Annotated in this window: 16 protein-coding genes; 8 read left to right on the plus strand and 8 right to left on the minus strand. The window is 28.4% G+C overall.

Features of this window, described 5'->3' with window-relative positions:
* Nucleotides 1-553: 553 nt before the first annotated feature.
* On the plus strand, nt 554-1,015 hold the full coding sequence (locus ACI389_RS02105) for a MarR family transcriptional regulator (protein ID WP_439779898.1): 462 nt from the start codon (nt 554-556) through the stop codon (nt 1,013-1,015).
* A 119-nt stretch (nt 1,016-1,134) separates the two neighbouring features.
* The gene (locus ACI389_RS02110) at nt 1,135-2,388 is read left to right on the plus strand and encodes a tripartite tricarboxylate transporter permease (protein ID WP_439779899.1); all 1,254 of its coding nucleotides are present in this window, start codon (nt 1,135-1,137) and stop codon (nt 2,386-2,388) included.
* On the opposite strand, the gene ACI389_RS02115 is transcribed toward ACI389_RS02110, so the two are convergent.
* Complete coding sequence (locus ACI389_RS02115; RefSeq protein ID WP_439779900.1) at nt 2,389-3,285, minus strand: SAM-dependent methyltransferase; 897 nt, start codon at nt 3,283-3,285, stop codon at nt 2,389-2,391.
* Nucleotides 3,286-3,416: 131 nt separating this feature from the next.
* Between ACI389_RS02115 and ACI389_RS02120 the strand changes: the two genes are divergently transcribed.
* Nucleotides 3,417-3,944 carry a hypothetical protein gene (locus ACI389_RS02120; protein ID WP_439779901.1) on the plus strand — a complete coding sequence of 176 codons (528 nt, stop codon included), beginning with the start codon at nt 3,417-3,419 and terminating at the stop codon, nt 3,942-3,944.
* Between the two features lie 290 nt (nt 3,945-4,234).
* On the opposite strand, the gene ACI389_RS02125 is transcribed toward ACI389_RS02120, so the two are convergent.
* Nucleotides 4,235-4,384 carry a hypothetical protein gene (locus tag ACI389_RS02125; RefSeq protein ID WP_439779902.1) on the minus strand — a complete coding sequence of 50 codons (150 nt, stop codon included), beginning with the start codon at nt 4,382-4,384 and terminating at the stop codon, nt 4,235-4,237.
* 30 nt (nt 4,385-4,414) lie between these two features.
* Entirely contained in the window at nt 4,415-4,654 is a 240-nt protein-coding gene (locus ACI389_RS02130) for a hypothetical protein (RefSeq protein WP_439779903.1), read from the minus strand.
* 596 nt (nt 4,655-5,250) lie between these two features.
* Here ACI389_RS02130 and ACI389_RS02135 point away from each other — a divergent pair.
* A complete protein-coding gene (locus ACI389_RS02135) occupies nt 5,251-5,400 on the plus strand; it encodes a hypothetical protein (RefSeq protein ID WP_439779904.1) in 150 nt (49 codons plus the stop codon).
* On the plus strand, nt 5,390-5,458 hold the full coding sequence (locus ACI389_RS02140) for an Ada metal-binding domain-containing protein (protein WP_439780051.1): 69 nt from the start codon (nt 5,390-5,392) through the stop codon (nt 5,456-5,458). The genes ACI389_RS02135 and ACI389_RS02140 overlap by 11 nt, the downstream gene beginning before the upstream one ends.
* Nucleotides 5,459-5,516: 58 nt before the next feature.
* Here ACI389_RS02140 and ACI389_RS02145 read toward each other — a convergent pair whose 3' ends face one another.
* Nucleotides 5,517-6,677, minus strand: coding sequence for a zinc ribbon domain-containing protein (locus ACI389_RS02145; protein ID WP_439779905.1), 1,161 nt, complete (start codon nt 6,675-6,677; stop codon nt 5,517-5,519).
* Nucleotides 6,678-7,700: 1,023 nt separating this feature from the next.
* Nucleotides 7,701-8,882, minus strand: a complete 1,182-nt coding sequence (locus ACI389_RS02150; protein WP_439779906.1) for a hypothetical protein — start codon at nt 8,880-8,882, stop codon at nt 7,701-7,703.
* 351 nt (nt 8,883-9,233) lie between these two features.
* On the opposite strand from ACI389_RS02150, the gene ACI389_RS02155 reads away from it, so the two are divergent.
* From ACI389_RS02155 to ACI389_RS02165, 3 genes are all read left to right on the plus strand, one after another.
* The gene (locus ACI389_RS02155; protein WP_439779907.1) at nt 9,234-9,404 is read left to right on the plus strand and encodes a hypothetical protein; all 171 of its coding nucleotides are present in this window, start codon (nt 9,234-9,236) and stop codon (nt 9,402-9,404) included.
* Nucleotides 9,401-9,676, plus strand: coding sequence for a hypothetical protein (locus ACI389_RS02160; protein ID WP_439779908.1), 276 nt, complete (start codon nt 9,401-9,403; stop codon nt 9,674-9,676). Before ACI389_RS02155 ends, ACI389_RS02160 begins: the two co-directional genes overlap by 4 nt.
* Before the next feature lie 253 nt (nt 9,677-9,929).
* Entirely contained in the window at nt 9,930-13,085 is a 3,156-nt protein-coding gene (locus ACI389_RS02165; RefSeq protein ID WP_439779909.1) for a DUF5906 domain-containing protein, read from the plus strand.
* Nucleotides 13,086-13,707: 622 nt separating this feature from the next.
* Here ACI389_RS02165 and ACI389_RS02170 read toward each other — a convergent pair.
* From ACI389_RS02170 to ACI389_RS02180, 3 genes are read right to left on the minus strand one after another with little or no spacing between them, the layout of a single operon-like run.
* On the minus strand, nt 13,708-13,956 hold the full coding sequence (locus ACI389_RS02170) for a transcriptional regulator (protein WP_439779910.1): 249 nt from the start codon (nt 13,954-13,956) through the stop codon (nt 13,708-13,710).
* Between the two features lie 19 nt (nt 13,957-13,975).
* Nucleotides 13,976-14,338: a hypothetical protein gene (locus ACI389_RS02175; protein WP_439779911.1), complete on the minus strand. Its 363-nt coding sequence runs from the start codon at nt 14,336-14,338 to the stop codon at nt 13,976-13,978.
* A gap of 13 nt (nt 14,339-14,351) precedes the next feature.
* Nucleotides 14,352-14,717 (minus strand): hypothetical protein, encoded by a 366-nt coding sequence (locus ACI389_RS02180; RefSeq protein WP_439779912.1) that lies wholly within the window; start codon nt 14,715-14,717, stop codon nt 14,352-14,354.
* Between the last annotated feature and the right edge of the window lie 8 nt (nt 14,718-14,725).

The following is a 14,725-nucleotide window of genomic DNA, read 5'->3' on the forward strand; positions in this document are numbered from 1 at the left end:
ATATTTAGGTTAACCTAAATAATACATTATTTTTACTTCATCTTATTTAAATATTTAGATGTACCAAAACTTTATAGATTAATAATAACTATTAATTATATATCATAATTTCCACTCACATCGAATATGAAAAAAATTAGGTATACCAAAAAAATAGAAACATTCATATATAATGAAAACAAAGTTTAATACAAGTGACATAATTTAGGTATGCCTAAAAATGTCGCTTTAACAAGACATTATTAATTTAAACAAATAATGCAATCTCCAAAAATATACATACCTTAATATTAAATTAGCTTTACACAATTTTCTAATTTAATACCTGAAAAATTATCTGCCAAAATTTTTCAAAAAAAAAACAATAATTGGTGTTATCAACCTCAATTCAACACCAATTATCTCTCTTTTCTTAAAAAAAATTTCTAGACTATTAACTCCCATAGTTACGAATTTATATACTAGTAGCTATTAATAATCACCATTAATAAGATAATTCAAATACTATTTAAATATTAACTAAAAAATATATTACTACTTATAGGTGAAACCCATGATTAGCTATGATGATATAATTAACGACTCACCATTTATAATAAATCATTTAATTACATTAAATAAAACTCATGATTTCTACATTAATAAACACATTAAAAATGAAACTGACATCCAACCAAGCCAATATTATATGCTGATGTTTTTATATTATGAAATGGGAGCAACCCAATCGGATATTGCAAAAGCCTGTTTAATGGATAGAAGTGGTGTTTCAAGAGCATTTAAAGAATTTGAGGAAAAAGGATTAATTAAAAGAAACATCAATGAAAATAATAAAAGATCTTATAAAATAAACTTAACACAAAAAGGTAAGAAAACCGCTGAATTTTTAATCCAAAAAGAAAAAGAATGGGATAATATTATTTGTGAGGAACTAGACATAGCTCATAATGATTTACTTAATTTATTATCAAAAGTTTCTTTAAAATCCCTTGAATTTAATAGAAAAAAATTCTAAATTATAACTATCAGTCTTATAATATTAATCTATTAAAACAAAGTAAATATTAAAAATTTAGATTATTATTTTTAATTACTTAAACAAAGTTTAAATTATATTTTAATTAATTAATAAGCATGATAGAATTAGTAATTGCTTGTTTTATAGGTATATTTATCGGAACGACTACAGGACTTATACCAGGAATACATGTCAACACTGCTGGTGCAATAATGTTTGCATCATCCAGTTTATTATTAACACAAGTTTCACCAGAATTCCTTTGTGTATTGATGGTTTCCATGTCAATTGCTCATGCTCTAATAGAATTTGTACCCTCAATGCTTCTTGGAGTCCCACAAGAAGGAACTGCAACATCCATACTTCCAGGACATAGAATGGTTCTAGAAGGTAGATCAAAAGAGGTAATACGAATCGTATCTGTAGGTGGTTTTGGAGCAATACTCGTTACCATTCTAATGCTTCCAATTTTTTCAATTGTCTTACCATTCCTACATGAAACTTTAAAACCATACACTTGGATAATTCTTCTTGCTGCATCAATTTATTTAACCTATAACTTAACAGCAAATTTCAGGGATTTTTTATGGTCATTGCTTTTGTTTATATTATCTGGAATTTTAGGTTGGATTCTATTTCAAAGCCCAATAACCTCAGGAGTTACATTAATGTGTGCATTTTCAGGTCTTTTTGGAATAAGCACCATTCTATTTAGTTTAAATGAATCATCAACTCTCCCTCACCAAAACCTCTTTTATGAGCTAAACATAGATTATAATAAATTTAAAAGTATTTTCGCAGGTGGAATAACAGGAGCAATCTTAGGATTTCTTCCAGGATTTGGACCTGCACAAGGAACTGTAATAGCTCAAGCAGCAAGTGGAACTAATGACAATGACGATAATGATACTGTTAATTTTTTACTTGCAACATCAGGACTTAATATTTCAGATTGTCTGTTTTCTTTAATAGCAATTTACATTATTGGAAATCCTAGAAGCGGAATAGCTGTTTATATGTCTTATCTTATTTCAGAGATGAATATGAATCATTTGTTAATTTTTATTTTTGCATCTCTGATTGCAGTATCAGTTTCACTTGTATTATCATTAAGATTAGGAGATTCATTTTCTAAATTAATGGAAATGGTAGCTTATAAGAAACTATCTATTGGTGTTATTCTACTTCAAATTGTAATATTATATATCTTCATTTTCTACTATAATGCCCCCATTGTTTATATGACAATAGCTTTAATTACTTCAATTGCTCTTGGAATGTTACCTCATTACATTGGTGTCGGAAAATCTCATTTGATGGGCATTTTAATAATTCCTGCTATTGTAATTTACATGAAAATGTTTATTTAACTATATAATTATTACATTATCAGCTATTTTTTCTGCTTTTTTTACAATTTCTGAAGTATCCACACCAGGAAATGCATCAATCACACATAAATCCACATGATCTGTATCTAAATCCTCAAATGACTCATTAAATATTTCAAATCCCTCAAAAATATCATTAATCTCTAAATTTTTTCCTAAACTTTTAATCATCTCAGGATTTATATCATTAAAAATTACTTTCTTAAATCCATATTTTAAAAGATAAATTCCTAATGCTCCAAGACCACACATTCCATCAATAGCCGTTCCTCTATTAATATTATTATTTTCAAGATAATTATGTAATCTCAATAGTTTCTCTTCAGTAGTCATTGCAACTTCTATATGATGCATAGATTGATTTTTAACTATAACAATTTTATCTTCTAACAATGTCCTCATAACATTGATTTGCTCATCATCTCCTACAAGTATTTCAAAATGATTGAGTTTAGAATTCTTATCAAATTGACCAATATGACTTTGAGGACTTCCTTTTAAAACACATTTGACTTCTGGAACCTCTTCAAATAATCGTATAGCAACATCATCATTAAAATCTGGATGAAGTAATATTAATGTATCTTCACCAATAAATTGAGGATTTAAACTACTATAATAAAAATTAGATAATGGAATCGGAGAATTGTGTCTCAATGTGGCTTTTTGAGGAACTATTTCTTCATCAATCATTATTTTTAGAATATGACTCATCACAATATCAAGTGGTCTTTTCCCACATTCACATTTCATATAACTCCCATCAAGCTCATCAAAATCAATTAAATCTTTTAAAGGAGAAAACTTTTTAATTTGAACATCCCTACAGTTTTTACAATAATCTAATGCTTTAATCTGCTCATCAAAATCAATCATAGAAACACCATAACCATATAATATTTTATTATTGCCTTCTAATAACTATTTTGAAATCAAAAGTAATAAAAACTATATAAATTAGTATTACTAATTTCTAAATAGAATTATAAATCGCCATTGGTGAAAATATGGACAATAATAACATAATACCACAATATGACATAATTAAACAAGACTATACATCCTATGAAAAAATATTACTCAAAGAAATTAGAGAAAAATTAGTCGATTTAGCTATATCAACTGGAGAAAACTTTCAAGTAAATAAACATAAGCTATTAAATAATATCAAAGGATTTTTATTTGAAAGATTAAATGAAAACCCACAAAATAACAATATCACAAATGAATATTTAGATAAGTTATCTCAAAAATTACTTAGAGATATTGTAGGGTATGGAGAAATTGATCCATTAATCCAAGATGACAATCTAGAAGAAATTATGATAATTGGTACAAATAAACCCGTATTTGTTTATCATAGAGAATACGGAATGATGAAAACAAACATAACCTTCGATAACGAACAAGAATTAACTGATTTAATAGATGCAATCGCAAGACAAATTAACAGGCGTATTGACCAAGAATCACCAATTTTAGATGGGAGGTTAATCGATGGTTCAAGAATTAACGCCACATTTACATCTGTTTAAACTAGAGGTATTGTCAAAATCAATATAAGTAAAATTATAGGAGTGAAAAACCTATGCAATTAATAAAAAGAAGCTACCACAGAATAAGAAAGATTAATTTACAGAAACCAAGCTTGAACCACAGCAAAAAGACAATTAAAAAAGTTTACTTCAAGCCTAGCATTAACAATCCAATTATTAACACCAATCAAAGAAGCAGTAGGCATAAAATAACAATAACAAAACTAGGAACCTAATCCAATTGAGGTTGGCATTAACAAACCCCCTCAATTTCTTTTTTTATTGATTCTCTACTTGAATATCAGTCTTTTACCACCAATATCAATCTCAACCTTATCCTCAATTGGAGCAATAGTTACTTCTTTATTATATTCAACAGTATAATCATCAGGTATGTTCTCTATTAGGTTCTTCAAGACATCAATAGTTAAAATTGCCATAATATACCCCATTATTAAAACTTCAAAACATTATGCAATATTCTTTTCTTCTTCAATAATTAATTGCTCAATTGTGCCGTCATTTAATTGCATAAGCAAATCATATAAATGATACTTGAACTCTGACATCACTTCTACTTCTTCGTGCCAGTTAGCATTTTCATACTCTCGTACTTCAGACCATTTTTCATAGTTTACATCTACAGCAAATTCACTTTCATCTATTTTTTCCAACATTGCAAAATATTTGGCTTGAATATCTTTTCGCAATTGTTGGAGCTGTTCGTAGCTATTGATTAAATCTTTTAGCTGATAACTCCATAATTCAAATCGTGCCTTATCGCATTCAATTTTCATAGCTCGAAACATATCTAACACATAATGTTCATCATTATTCAACTCATTGTATAACTTTATTTTTTGATTATTCATTTAATCACCTATTTAATTATTGATTAAACGATTATAAAATCTTTTTGTTATGAGTGTAGAGCAATATTGATGTTAACTTGTAAAATAACAAGTTTAGAGCAATATTGATATTGGCATGAAAATACAATAACATACTTTTAAGCTAATTCTTTTATACCCACACCCAATAATACATCATATGTCAAATCTAAAACAGAAATTGGTGGAACAAAGACAATAAATCCATCACGAACTCATGTTTGAACCGACAATTATTTTAATGATTTTTAATACTTATTTAACAATAAAGTAATACTAAAAATTAAAATTCCAAATACATAATTTACCTTTGATTCCATTACCAAATCAAACCAAAAAATACTCCATTAAAACAATCAATTATTTTAATTATCATTCATAAAATATTAAACATATTATTATAAGGTTGAATTTGCATGACTACAGAAACAAAAATAGAAAACAACTTGTTCAATGATAAAAAAATGGAAGAGTTCATAGAACTATATGATGATGCTTTAACCATCCAATCTGATTGTGACCCCATCAGCTATTGGATAAAAAAATTAGAACAAGATTACATTTAAATCCAAAAAACAAGCAAAACAATCGGGTTATAAGGCATGTAAGATTTGCCATCCGTAGTTAGTTTAATCAAAGCTCATAGTTATTTGTTATGAGCTTTGTTTAAATCATCTTTTTTTTATTCAAGTTTCTTAATGAAACTATCCAAAACTTTTTTTGAAATACTTTTGAACAGTTTACTGCCAAAGTGTTTAATTAAGAAAGGACTTGTGCGATAATATACTTTAACAAATAACTTTCCGAAGAAATTAGTTAATAATCTCTCATCTCTGAATTGCCTTAAAGTTAAAACTTCTTGAGCATCATAATCTCCATATACGAAAGTTGCAATATAACAATTTCCAGGGTCTTTAGTGAGCTCTTTTAGCCGAACAGAAGTCTGACCATTCCGTATTGCATTCACCAATCTTTGCCCATCTTCGATGTCTCTCCCTGGAAGTAAGAACTTCATTGACTTTTGTCTATTACTTACAGCAATCTCAATTCCTGCCTTGTTATTGAAATAAACAGCTTTAACAATCTTTTTCCTATCAATAGTTCTCTGCTGACCCCCGCCAACATAATAAACCTTATCACCTTGAAGAGTAAGTGTTCCCCTTCCCAGCTTAGTCCATTCTTGAGTAGATGTGGAAGTACTACTATGAGTCCTATACCCTTTTTTTCCATAACTGGCTCCCCTTGAATGCCTAACTGCTCTTGTTTCATAAAAGTCTACATAATTAACATTAGAATAAGTAGCCAGACCATCATCAACAGTTGTAATATTATTATTAATGACATTTCTTTTAAATATAGGAGTTGCATCGTTTTCAATTATAAATCCTATATTGGATATAAAATCATCAATAGGAACATCAGACTTTAGCATTCCGTTTTTGCCTTTAATATCAAATGTTGGGCAATCCTCTTTATTTTGGAAATATTGAACAAACAAAGTTGTTTTTGTAGAAGATATCCAATCAACTTTATCAGCAGATTCATAATCGATATCAAAAGTTTTCATTAAATCTTCTATCCTTTCATCTCTTGGAATAGAATTATCATAATATGATAATAGTTTTTTTCTCAACTCTTCTTTGTTTAATCCAGTTACTCCATCTGTACACATCTTTTCAACAACAACCCTTGTCACTTCATCTTTAGGAAGAGAAGCAATATCATAAGATGATTGTTGTAAAACTAACGAATTGCCTTTATGGATTTTTTCTCCACAGTTTGCACAGAACAAAGCATCATCAGCTAAATCAGCCCCACAGTTCGGACAATATTTCATCTTCATAAAAATATCACCATTATTTATTTTTAATTCATATAATATAAAAATTTTAGTGATTATTTAATTGCGAAAATGATTTAATTTTTATAATAGAAAAAGGATATAAGTTAGTTTTATCCCTAACTAACTCAGAATCCATTAGAGTCAAAATCACATTTTTGAAAAATCATCGTAAAATTAGGGCTAAAAATGGGCTTTGATTCATGGGTCGCTCCACTATTTTTTATCATATTTTCACAGATATGGTTAATTAATTATTTACTTAATTGATTAAGTGATTGAATAATTAATTGACTTTTTAATTTAATGATAGAGATGACTGAAAATTTAATGGATGTGCTGTGATAACTATATGTTCAAGCAATAATATGTAATCTTGAAGCATTGGTCTCCGATTGAGTATACCTCATGGGGTACCCCAACTTCAACTGTTTAGTTTCTGTATGTTAAAGTGGAAAGTTTCTTTACAATATTTAGTTAATTTTTTTATTTGACTTCATAATTCAAAATTTCGAGTAATTTTTGAACACTTCTATAAAATGTTAAAAATTGCTTACATTTTTTTGATGATTTAGGAATGCCTAAAAAAATTAAATCGCAAAAAGAAGCATTTTCCTTCCTTTTTGGCAAGTCAATTCGACATCCTAATAACATTGTTATTAAATATCATCAAATCTTTTCAGCAACTATGCCCAACAGCACCACTACTACCATAACTGCTGAAGCTATTGCAACACCACCACATTAGCAGTTGCCCATGTAATTAATCAATCAATTAATCATGTAAGCAAGCAAGAAATCAACAGCTATTGCACCAGAGCAACTGAAAATAAGTGAAATATACCCAATGGCGAAAAAATAACTTGCAATTCTTGAAAATAAGCACTAAGAACCCCCCCCATTCAATATATATGACTCTAGGTTCATTCAACATGTTGTTTTTTTAGCTAGTTGTCTTACATATATAATTATCAAAATGATTACTTGTCTTACAGCTATTTAGAAACATTGCTGACCTATTAACAATCAATTCATGCAAAAACCATCAATACATATATCTATAATATCTTTTATAACAGATGAATTAACAACAAATTCACCATAATCAAGAGTATGATAAGTCAAATATTCTTTTAATACATTATCTAACTGATTATCCTCAATGTAAACTGTATAACGAATGCCAATCTTATCAATCAAATGCTTAATCTCATTAATTTTAACATTAACGCTGTCTTCATCAACTAAAATATAAATTTCATCACCATAATCTTCAATTAAAACTTGGACTTTAGCTTTTTTAAAATAAACATCCAATGAATCATCATTAAGAATGAAAGTATGATATTTAGAATCTCTATAATATATAGCTAAATCATATACAATACCACATAACCTATTATATTCATCATAATCCACTTTATGTCCTTTTTTAATATTATTCATATAATAAGAGATAATCTTTTGCTTAATATCAAATTCAGAATCGTCATAATTATCTTCTACTTCCCCATCATCATTATTTACATTATTGTAAATAGCATGTGTCGAATCTATTGTTAAATATTGCACCAAATCCAAGTAATATCTCTTAATATCTTTATTATAGAACTTATTTTGGTCAGTTGTATTAGCTTGAAATAAGTCAATTAATTCATTTTTATCAGAACCCTTTAATGACAAATGTTCTTCACATATTTTAACAAATGTGTGTCCAATATTGCTTGCATTAAACAGTACCATATCACCATTATGAAATTTATTTAATTCCCTTTTCTTGCGACTTAATTCTTTCGTGATAAAATCTTTATTTAATGGTTTTTCATCAACGATAGGAGTTTTATTTTTATCATAATTTTTAAATAAATAACTCTCTTCAGTTAAATCAACATATTTTTTTCTATCTTTTAAATAATCAAATAAATATTTAGTCGTTTCAGGAGTATTAAAAGCAATACAGACATTTGACTTATCGGATATTTGCCAACATGAGACAATATCTAATGGATTTTTATTTAACAAATCATCAATACTTTCACCATCATCCACATATTCACTACAAGAAGATAATAAATCTTTAATTTTCAAATTTCTAATCATATTATGCTCTAATCCAGTAGTAAAAAGAAAACTAATTATAGCTTTATGTAAAAGATTTGATGAACTACACACCTCAAAAATAATATCATTAGATAATTTCTGCTTCATTATAATATATTTTTAATAACTTATCTAAAATACATTTTGATAATAAAAAAATACACGAAAAAATTATTCGCAAAAATGCGAAAAAATAGAACCTATATAAATATACAATACTCGCAATAATAGAAACAAATTCGCAAAATAACGAAAAACTAATACTTATAAATTACTTAAATCACATACATACCATCTACACTATAATGCAAGGTTGCATATATAGTAAAAAATGAAATTGGAGGCGATACATTAAGAATCAATTGAGTTAAGTAACTACTAAAAAAAGTCTATCTTCTTTTTATATTTGTTAGAATTTAGAATACAAACTATAACAAAAATTAATAGGGAGAATTTATTATGACTGTTAAACACAATAATAATCCAATAACTATTAGAAAAACTGAAGAAATGGAAGAAATGTTAGATTTTTTACAAAAGAAATTGTTACTAACTCCAACATCAATAATGCGTATAGGGTTAGCAAGATTATATGAATATGAAGTTAATAAAAGAGTTGATGATATATGAACACTTTCGAAAAGGTTGTTAATCTTGAAGATGATTTGGCTTTTTATAATATGTTAATTGTCAATTATAAATTTGAGTTAGCAAATATACGAAAATTGTTAATAAAACTAGAAAATTGCCCAACTAGTGAAATAATGGGTGATTTATGTAAAGATATAACTGAATCTAAAGAAGATAGTCAACTCTTTTTAGAAGAGATAGTAGATATATCAACACAGTTAATTAAAGATATGGAATCATTAAACCAAATGCTTGAAGATTACGCATTATAAATAAAATAACATGAACACGTAATAAAAATTAATTTTTAAGAAAAAGAACATTATGGTGTTGTTCTCCATGAACATGAAGAACAGTTACCAACTTAGTACAATGTAACTGTTTCTTTTCTGATATTTATAAATATTTCTACCAATATGGTTACAAACACTAAATTGTTCTTTTAAGTAGTGGAATACTTAAGCAAGTAATTGCGTAATTGATTGCTTAATTAACTAAGCAATTAACCATAGGAGATGATAAAATATGGTTACAGAAACCGTTACTGAATCAAATTCACGACGAAACGATTCAAATCAATATTATAAGCAATTAGAATCAATCTATGAAAATTTGTTTTATCCAATCAACGAAAAGAGAAGAAGCTATTGGATAGAACCTGCAAATAATGCAGAGAAATTAGTAGATTATGCAATCAACTGTAATAATGAAGATAAATACATTGAGATATATACATCAATCAATGATGATGTAGTTGGTACACTACGAACGATATTTTTTGACTTTGACTTAAGCACAGAAAACCGATTAGAATGGGAATTAACCCACACACTTAACGACATAACAGACTCTGAAGTTAGTTCAGCTATTGCAAAATACGAAAAAAACCAAGACATATCAGATTTAACTGATGACGAACGAACGAAATTGCTTGATTACTTAAGCAATTACGAAGCGGAGCGATTAGCTGGATTAACCGATGAAGAAATTCAAAGCTATTTTTATAAAAAGATTGAGAATGGTTACTTGAAAGAGCCATTTGAAGATGCAATGAAGGTAGCAAACTATTTCACAGAACATGGAGTTGATGTAACTGTAAATTGGTCTGGAAGCAAAGGTTTACATATTAGGATACCACTAGATGAGCTATCTTTCACCGATAAGATAAACAATGACCCCAAACTTTTCATATTATCTTTAGCTGAAGCTATTGAAACAACAATATTAGATAAATCAATCAATGAATCCAGTATTGATTATGTAGTATTGAATCGGAATAAAGGTCTTCAGCGATTGCCATGTTCACAACACACCACAAGTAAACTTCACAGCAACTTCATCAACATAAATGAAGACTATTCTACAGCTATCCAACATTTATTGCATGCTAAATCAGATTATCTTCCAAATATTGTAGATAAAAAATCAAATACTAAAACATTTATGGAGTTAGCTATTGTTAAAGAAGCTATTGCTACAGCAACTGAAAATGAATCCTATGACAACTACAATGATGAATTTGCGAACCCCAATTATACCTTTGGTTCAGATAATAAAGAACTAAAAGAAAATATTGGTAAAGTATACATTAACGGACATAGGAATGAAATCGGCTACAGAACTATCCATGTATTGCGACGGAGCGGGTTTAAGCGGGAAGAAGTAGAGAACATCTTCAAAGAGTTACATGACCCACAATCTAGCGACTATGCAGATACAATTGCTGGAAGCATCAAGTATGCCTATAGCAAAGACATGAAAAAATTATGTGGATTACGACATTTAATAAAAGGGATAAAAGAATTACCTAACTTTGAAGGTAAAGAAACTGTAATCGATTACTTCAAAAATAACTTTGGTTATTATGATAAACCTACTGAAACCAAAGTAAAACCATTTAAACTTGAAGATAGGACTATAGAAGTTATTGTTTATGAAAATCATACAGATAAATGGATTATGTTCTCTGAAATATTTGATGGAGTAGACCTTGAGTTAAACTTCAACAAATTACAAGGAGCATTTATTAGAAAAACTGACAATGAGAATATAATAACTTTTGAATTTAAGTATAACAAACAATTATTTAAAATATCAAGAGACGAATCAAAAACTATTGTAGATTTTTTAGATGACGAAGAGATTACAGTTCCTAAGCTATTCTTCCAAAAGTTAAAACAGTATTTTAAAAATAATGACTCTTCCATTACAGCAACAAAAAAATTAAATGCAGAACAAGAGTTGTTTAAAATATTTTCAAGCGATAATGTACAAGTACGAACTGCTCGACGGAAATTAGGACATTATCTAAAAGAAAATGGAATGATATTGCGAAGAGGAATAAATACTCCATATTTATTAGATAAAAATACTAATGGATATAATTCTGTAGATATAGATGACATTGTGATTGGACTAGACAATGACATATTTAATAATGAAGATTTAGTGCATTCTAAAGATGTTGAAGAAGCTATTGGATTCATTGCTGAAAGAAAAAGACCAAAATACAACATTGTTAAATTTAACAATTGTTTATATGATATGACTAATTTCAAAGTAATATCAGCTAATGATGAGCCAGTATTTACATTAATTGAAGTTCCACACAATTATAATCCCCAAGCTAAAGGAAGCAAAGTAGAATATTTTCTGAAAACTTCACTACCAAAACCAAATAAGGAATCAGAAGAAATCAACATAGATGAACTAGTGCAAGGGTTTTTAGAAATGGTTGGATATATTTTAACAAGTGGGAATCCATTAAATGCTTTTTTTATTTTTTCAGGCATTCCTGGAGCTGGTAAAGGTGTAGCCAGTAATTTAATCACAAGCATTTTTGGAATGGATAAAGTAGGTAAGTTACAATTACAAGAGCTTACACCTGACAACAGATTTGCAACAGCACATTTAGAGAACAAACAAGTTAATATTGTAAGTGATTCGCCTGAAAAACCTATTGAAGATACTGGAATGTTAAAATCAATAACAGGATATGATGATATACCTGTTGAGCCAAAAGGTAAAGATAAATACCTTATTCCTAAAGAAGAAGTTCCAGACATGATTCTTTTCTGCAATAATATTCCAAAGTTTAAAGATGGGATAGAAGAAGCTATCGTACAACGAGCAATCATATTTGAGTTTCGTAACCGATTTCGAAATACAGAAAAGATGAACCCTAATCTCCTTAATGAAATATTATCCGACCCACAAGAAATGGAATGGTTAATTTATAATGGTATTGAAGCTTACAAAAAAATGATTACTGAAGGTAAGGACTTTAAAGCTCGAGTTGATGAGGAAGAAACAAGAGAGCTATTAGGTAGACATACAGACCCTATTTCCCATATATTACCCAAATTAGTCAAATATTCTGATAAAGACATTGGTTCTGAAGAGCCAGTCGTGGCAAAAGAACTAAATAAATTAATCATTCGTGTTGCAAATTGTGAAGGATACTCTATAAGTCATATTGATACAAATGGACTAATAAATGCTAAATATTTAGCTTCTGAAATTCGTGAAGTATTCGAATTAGATAGTAGCTGGACGACTAAATTAGCTAGTGTTGAAGGATATAAAAATTCTGTTACAATTTACCCAAAACTTTACAAAGCACCAGAATATTGTGAGTTATGGGAAGAAATAAAACCGAGTGATAACGAAGATAATGAATAAAGAAAATCTAGAGTTCTAGACTTAGATGACATGAAGTCTAGCTAACTCTCCTTCTTCTTTTTGCCATAAATCCCCGCCAAAACACTTCTTTTACTACACCTAGAGAACAGCCACATATACGAAAAAATGACAAAATATTTTTTTTATTAGCTGATTTTTTTATTATATGTGTATGTAGGTGAGTATGGGGCAAACTCTATGAAATCATAAAGACCCGCTGTTCCGCCGAACCGCCGATGCTCCATCGTCTAGACTTATAAACCTAATACTCTAGAAGTCTAGAATTGCCCCATTTTTGGCAAAATTTCACCACATCAAACAACTTTAGTAGTGAAACTTAGTTTCACAACAATCAGACCATCAATCCACTAGGCAAAAAGTTTTAGTAAAACCATTAACAGACACAAAAGTATATCATCAGTTATTATCATACCTTTAATTCCAAAGATAAATATGCAATTAAGTGATTAATTAATTAAGCAAGTAATTGAATAATCAATTAGGCGATAATAAAGATATAAAAATAGAGCTTTAGTCATAATTTACCTTTTCCAAGCCTCAATAACACAAACATGGAAAAATAACAGATACACCACTAATGCATCTTATGTTCAAAAAAAGCCTATTGTAATTTATCCAGCATATCAAGCCCATATTCAGTTAAACGATAAGTACGACCTTTACGAACTTCAGGATTAATTACTTCAGCAATTTCTTTTTCAATTAGTCCTTTTAATATTGAACTTACTTGATTTTGTGGTATCTGAGTTTCTTTAGCTATTTTTGATGGGAATTTTGAATCATTACCTAATGATTTGATTACTTTAGCTCGATACCCTGAATTGTTGATGTATTCTATTATATCTTCCATAATAACCTCTTAAACTTATTTATTCAGATAATTTAAAAAATCCAGCTATTATAATCACCACAATTACTATAATATAAATTAACATTGACATGGGGTCTGTATAAGGAACAAAAGCACTAATATACGCTCCAATAATAAAAATGCCAATTAAAGGAATGAAGCAAAATAATGCGCTTTTTTTATCTGAATCTGTAATCATAGAAAATATAAAATACAGTATTACTGCAACAAATAAATATGTACCTATCGTAATTAATGTTTGAGGAATGAAAAAATTGCCTCCAATACCTAAAAATGCAGTAAGAATATATAAAATTACCAAAAACATGGGTAATATACAACAAATAACTTTTTGTGAATCAGATAAATCAGAATCAGACATGTAAAAATCCCCTTTAGTTTTTTGAATAAAAAACAAACAACAATAATACTAAAACAGCAAATCCTAAAACAACATAAACAACAGCATCAACGAAATAAAATGAAGAAGCCATATAATAAATTATTCCACACATTACTGGCAATAAACAACAAAGCCCATACATCCCTAAATCTGAATCATTTGATATAGTTGAGTCATTCCCCATTTTTGAAATCAGAAATGATATTGAAATAGATAAAACAATGCCTATTAAAATTACCAGTACCCAATTAAAAGGGCTGGAAAAAGGAGCAGTAACACCAAAATTACATATAATAAAAAATAATATCGGAGCAGTTATACAACAACCAATAATATATGAAAATCCTTCATCTTCCATTATTAGCA

The organism is Methanobrevibacter sp. (genome assembly GCF_051877095.1).
Classification (GTDB): Archaea; Methanobacteriota; Methanobacteria; order Methanobacteriales; family Methanobacteriaceae; genus Methanocatella.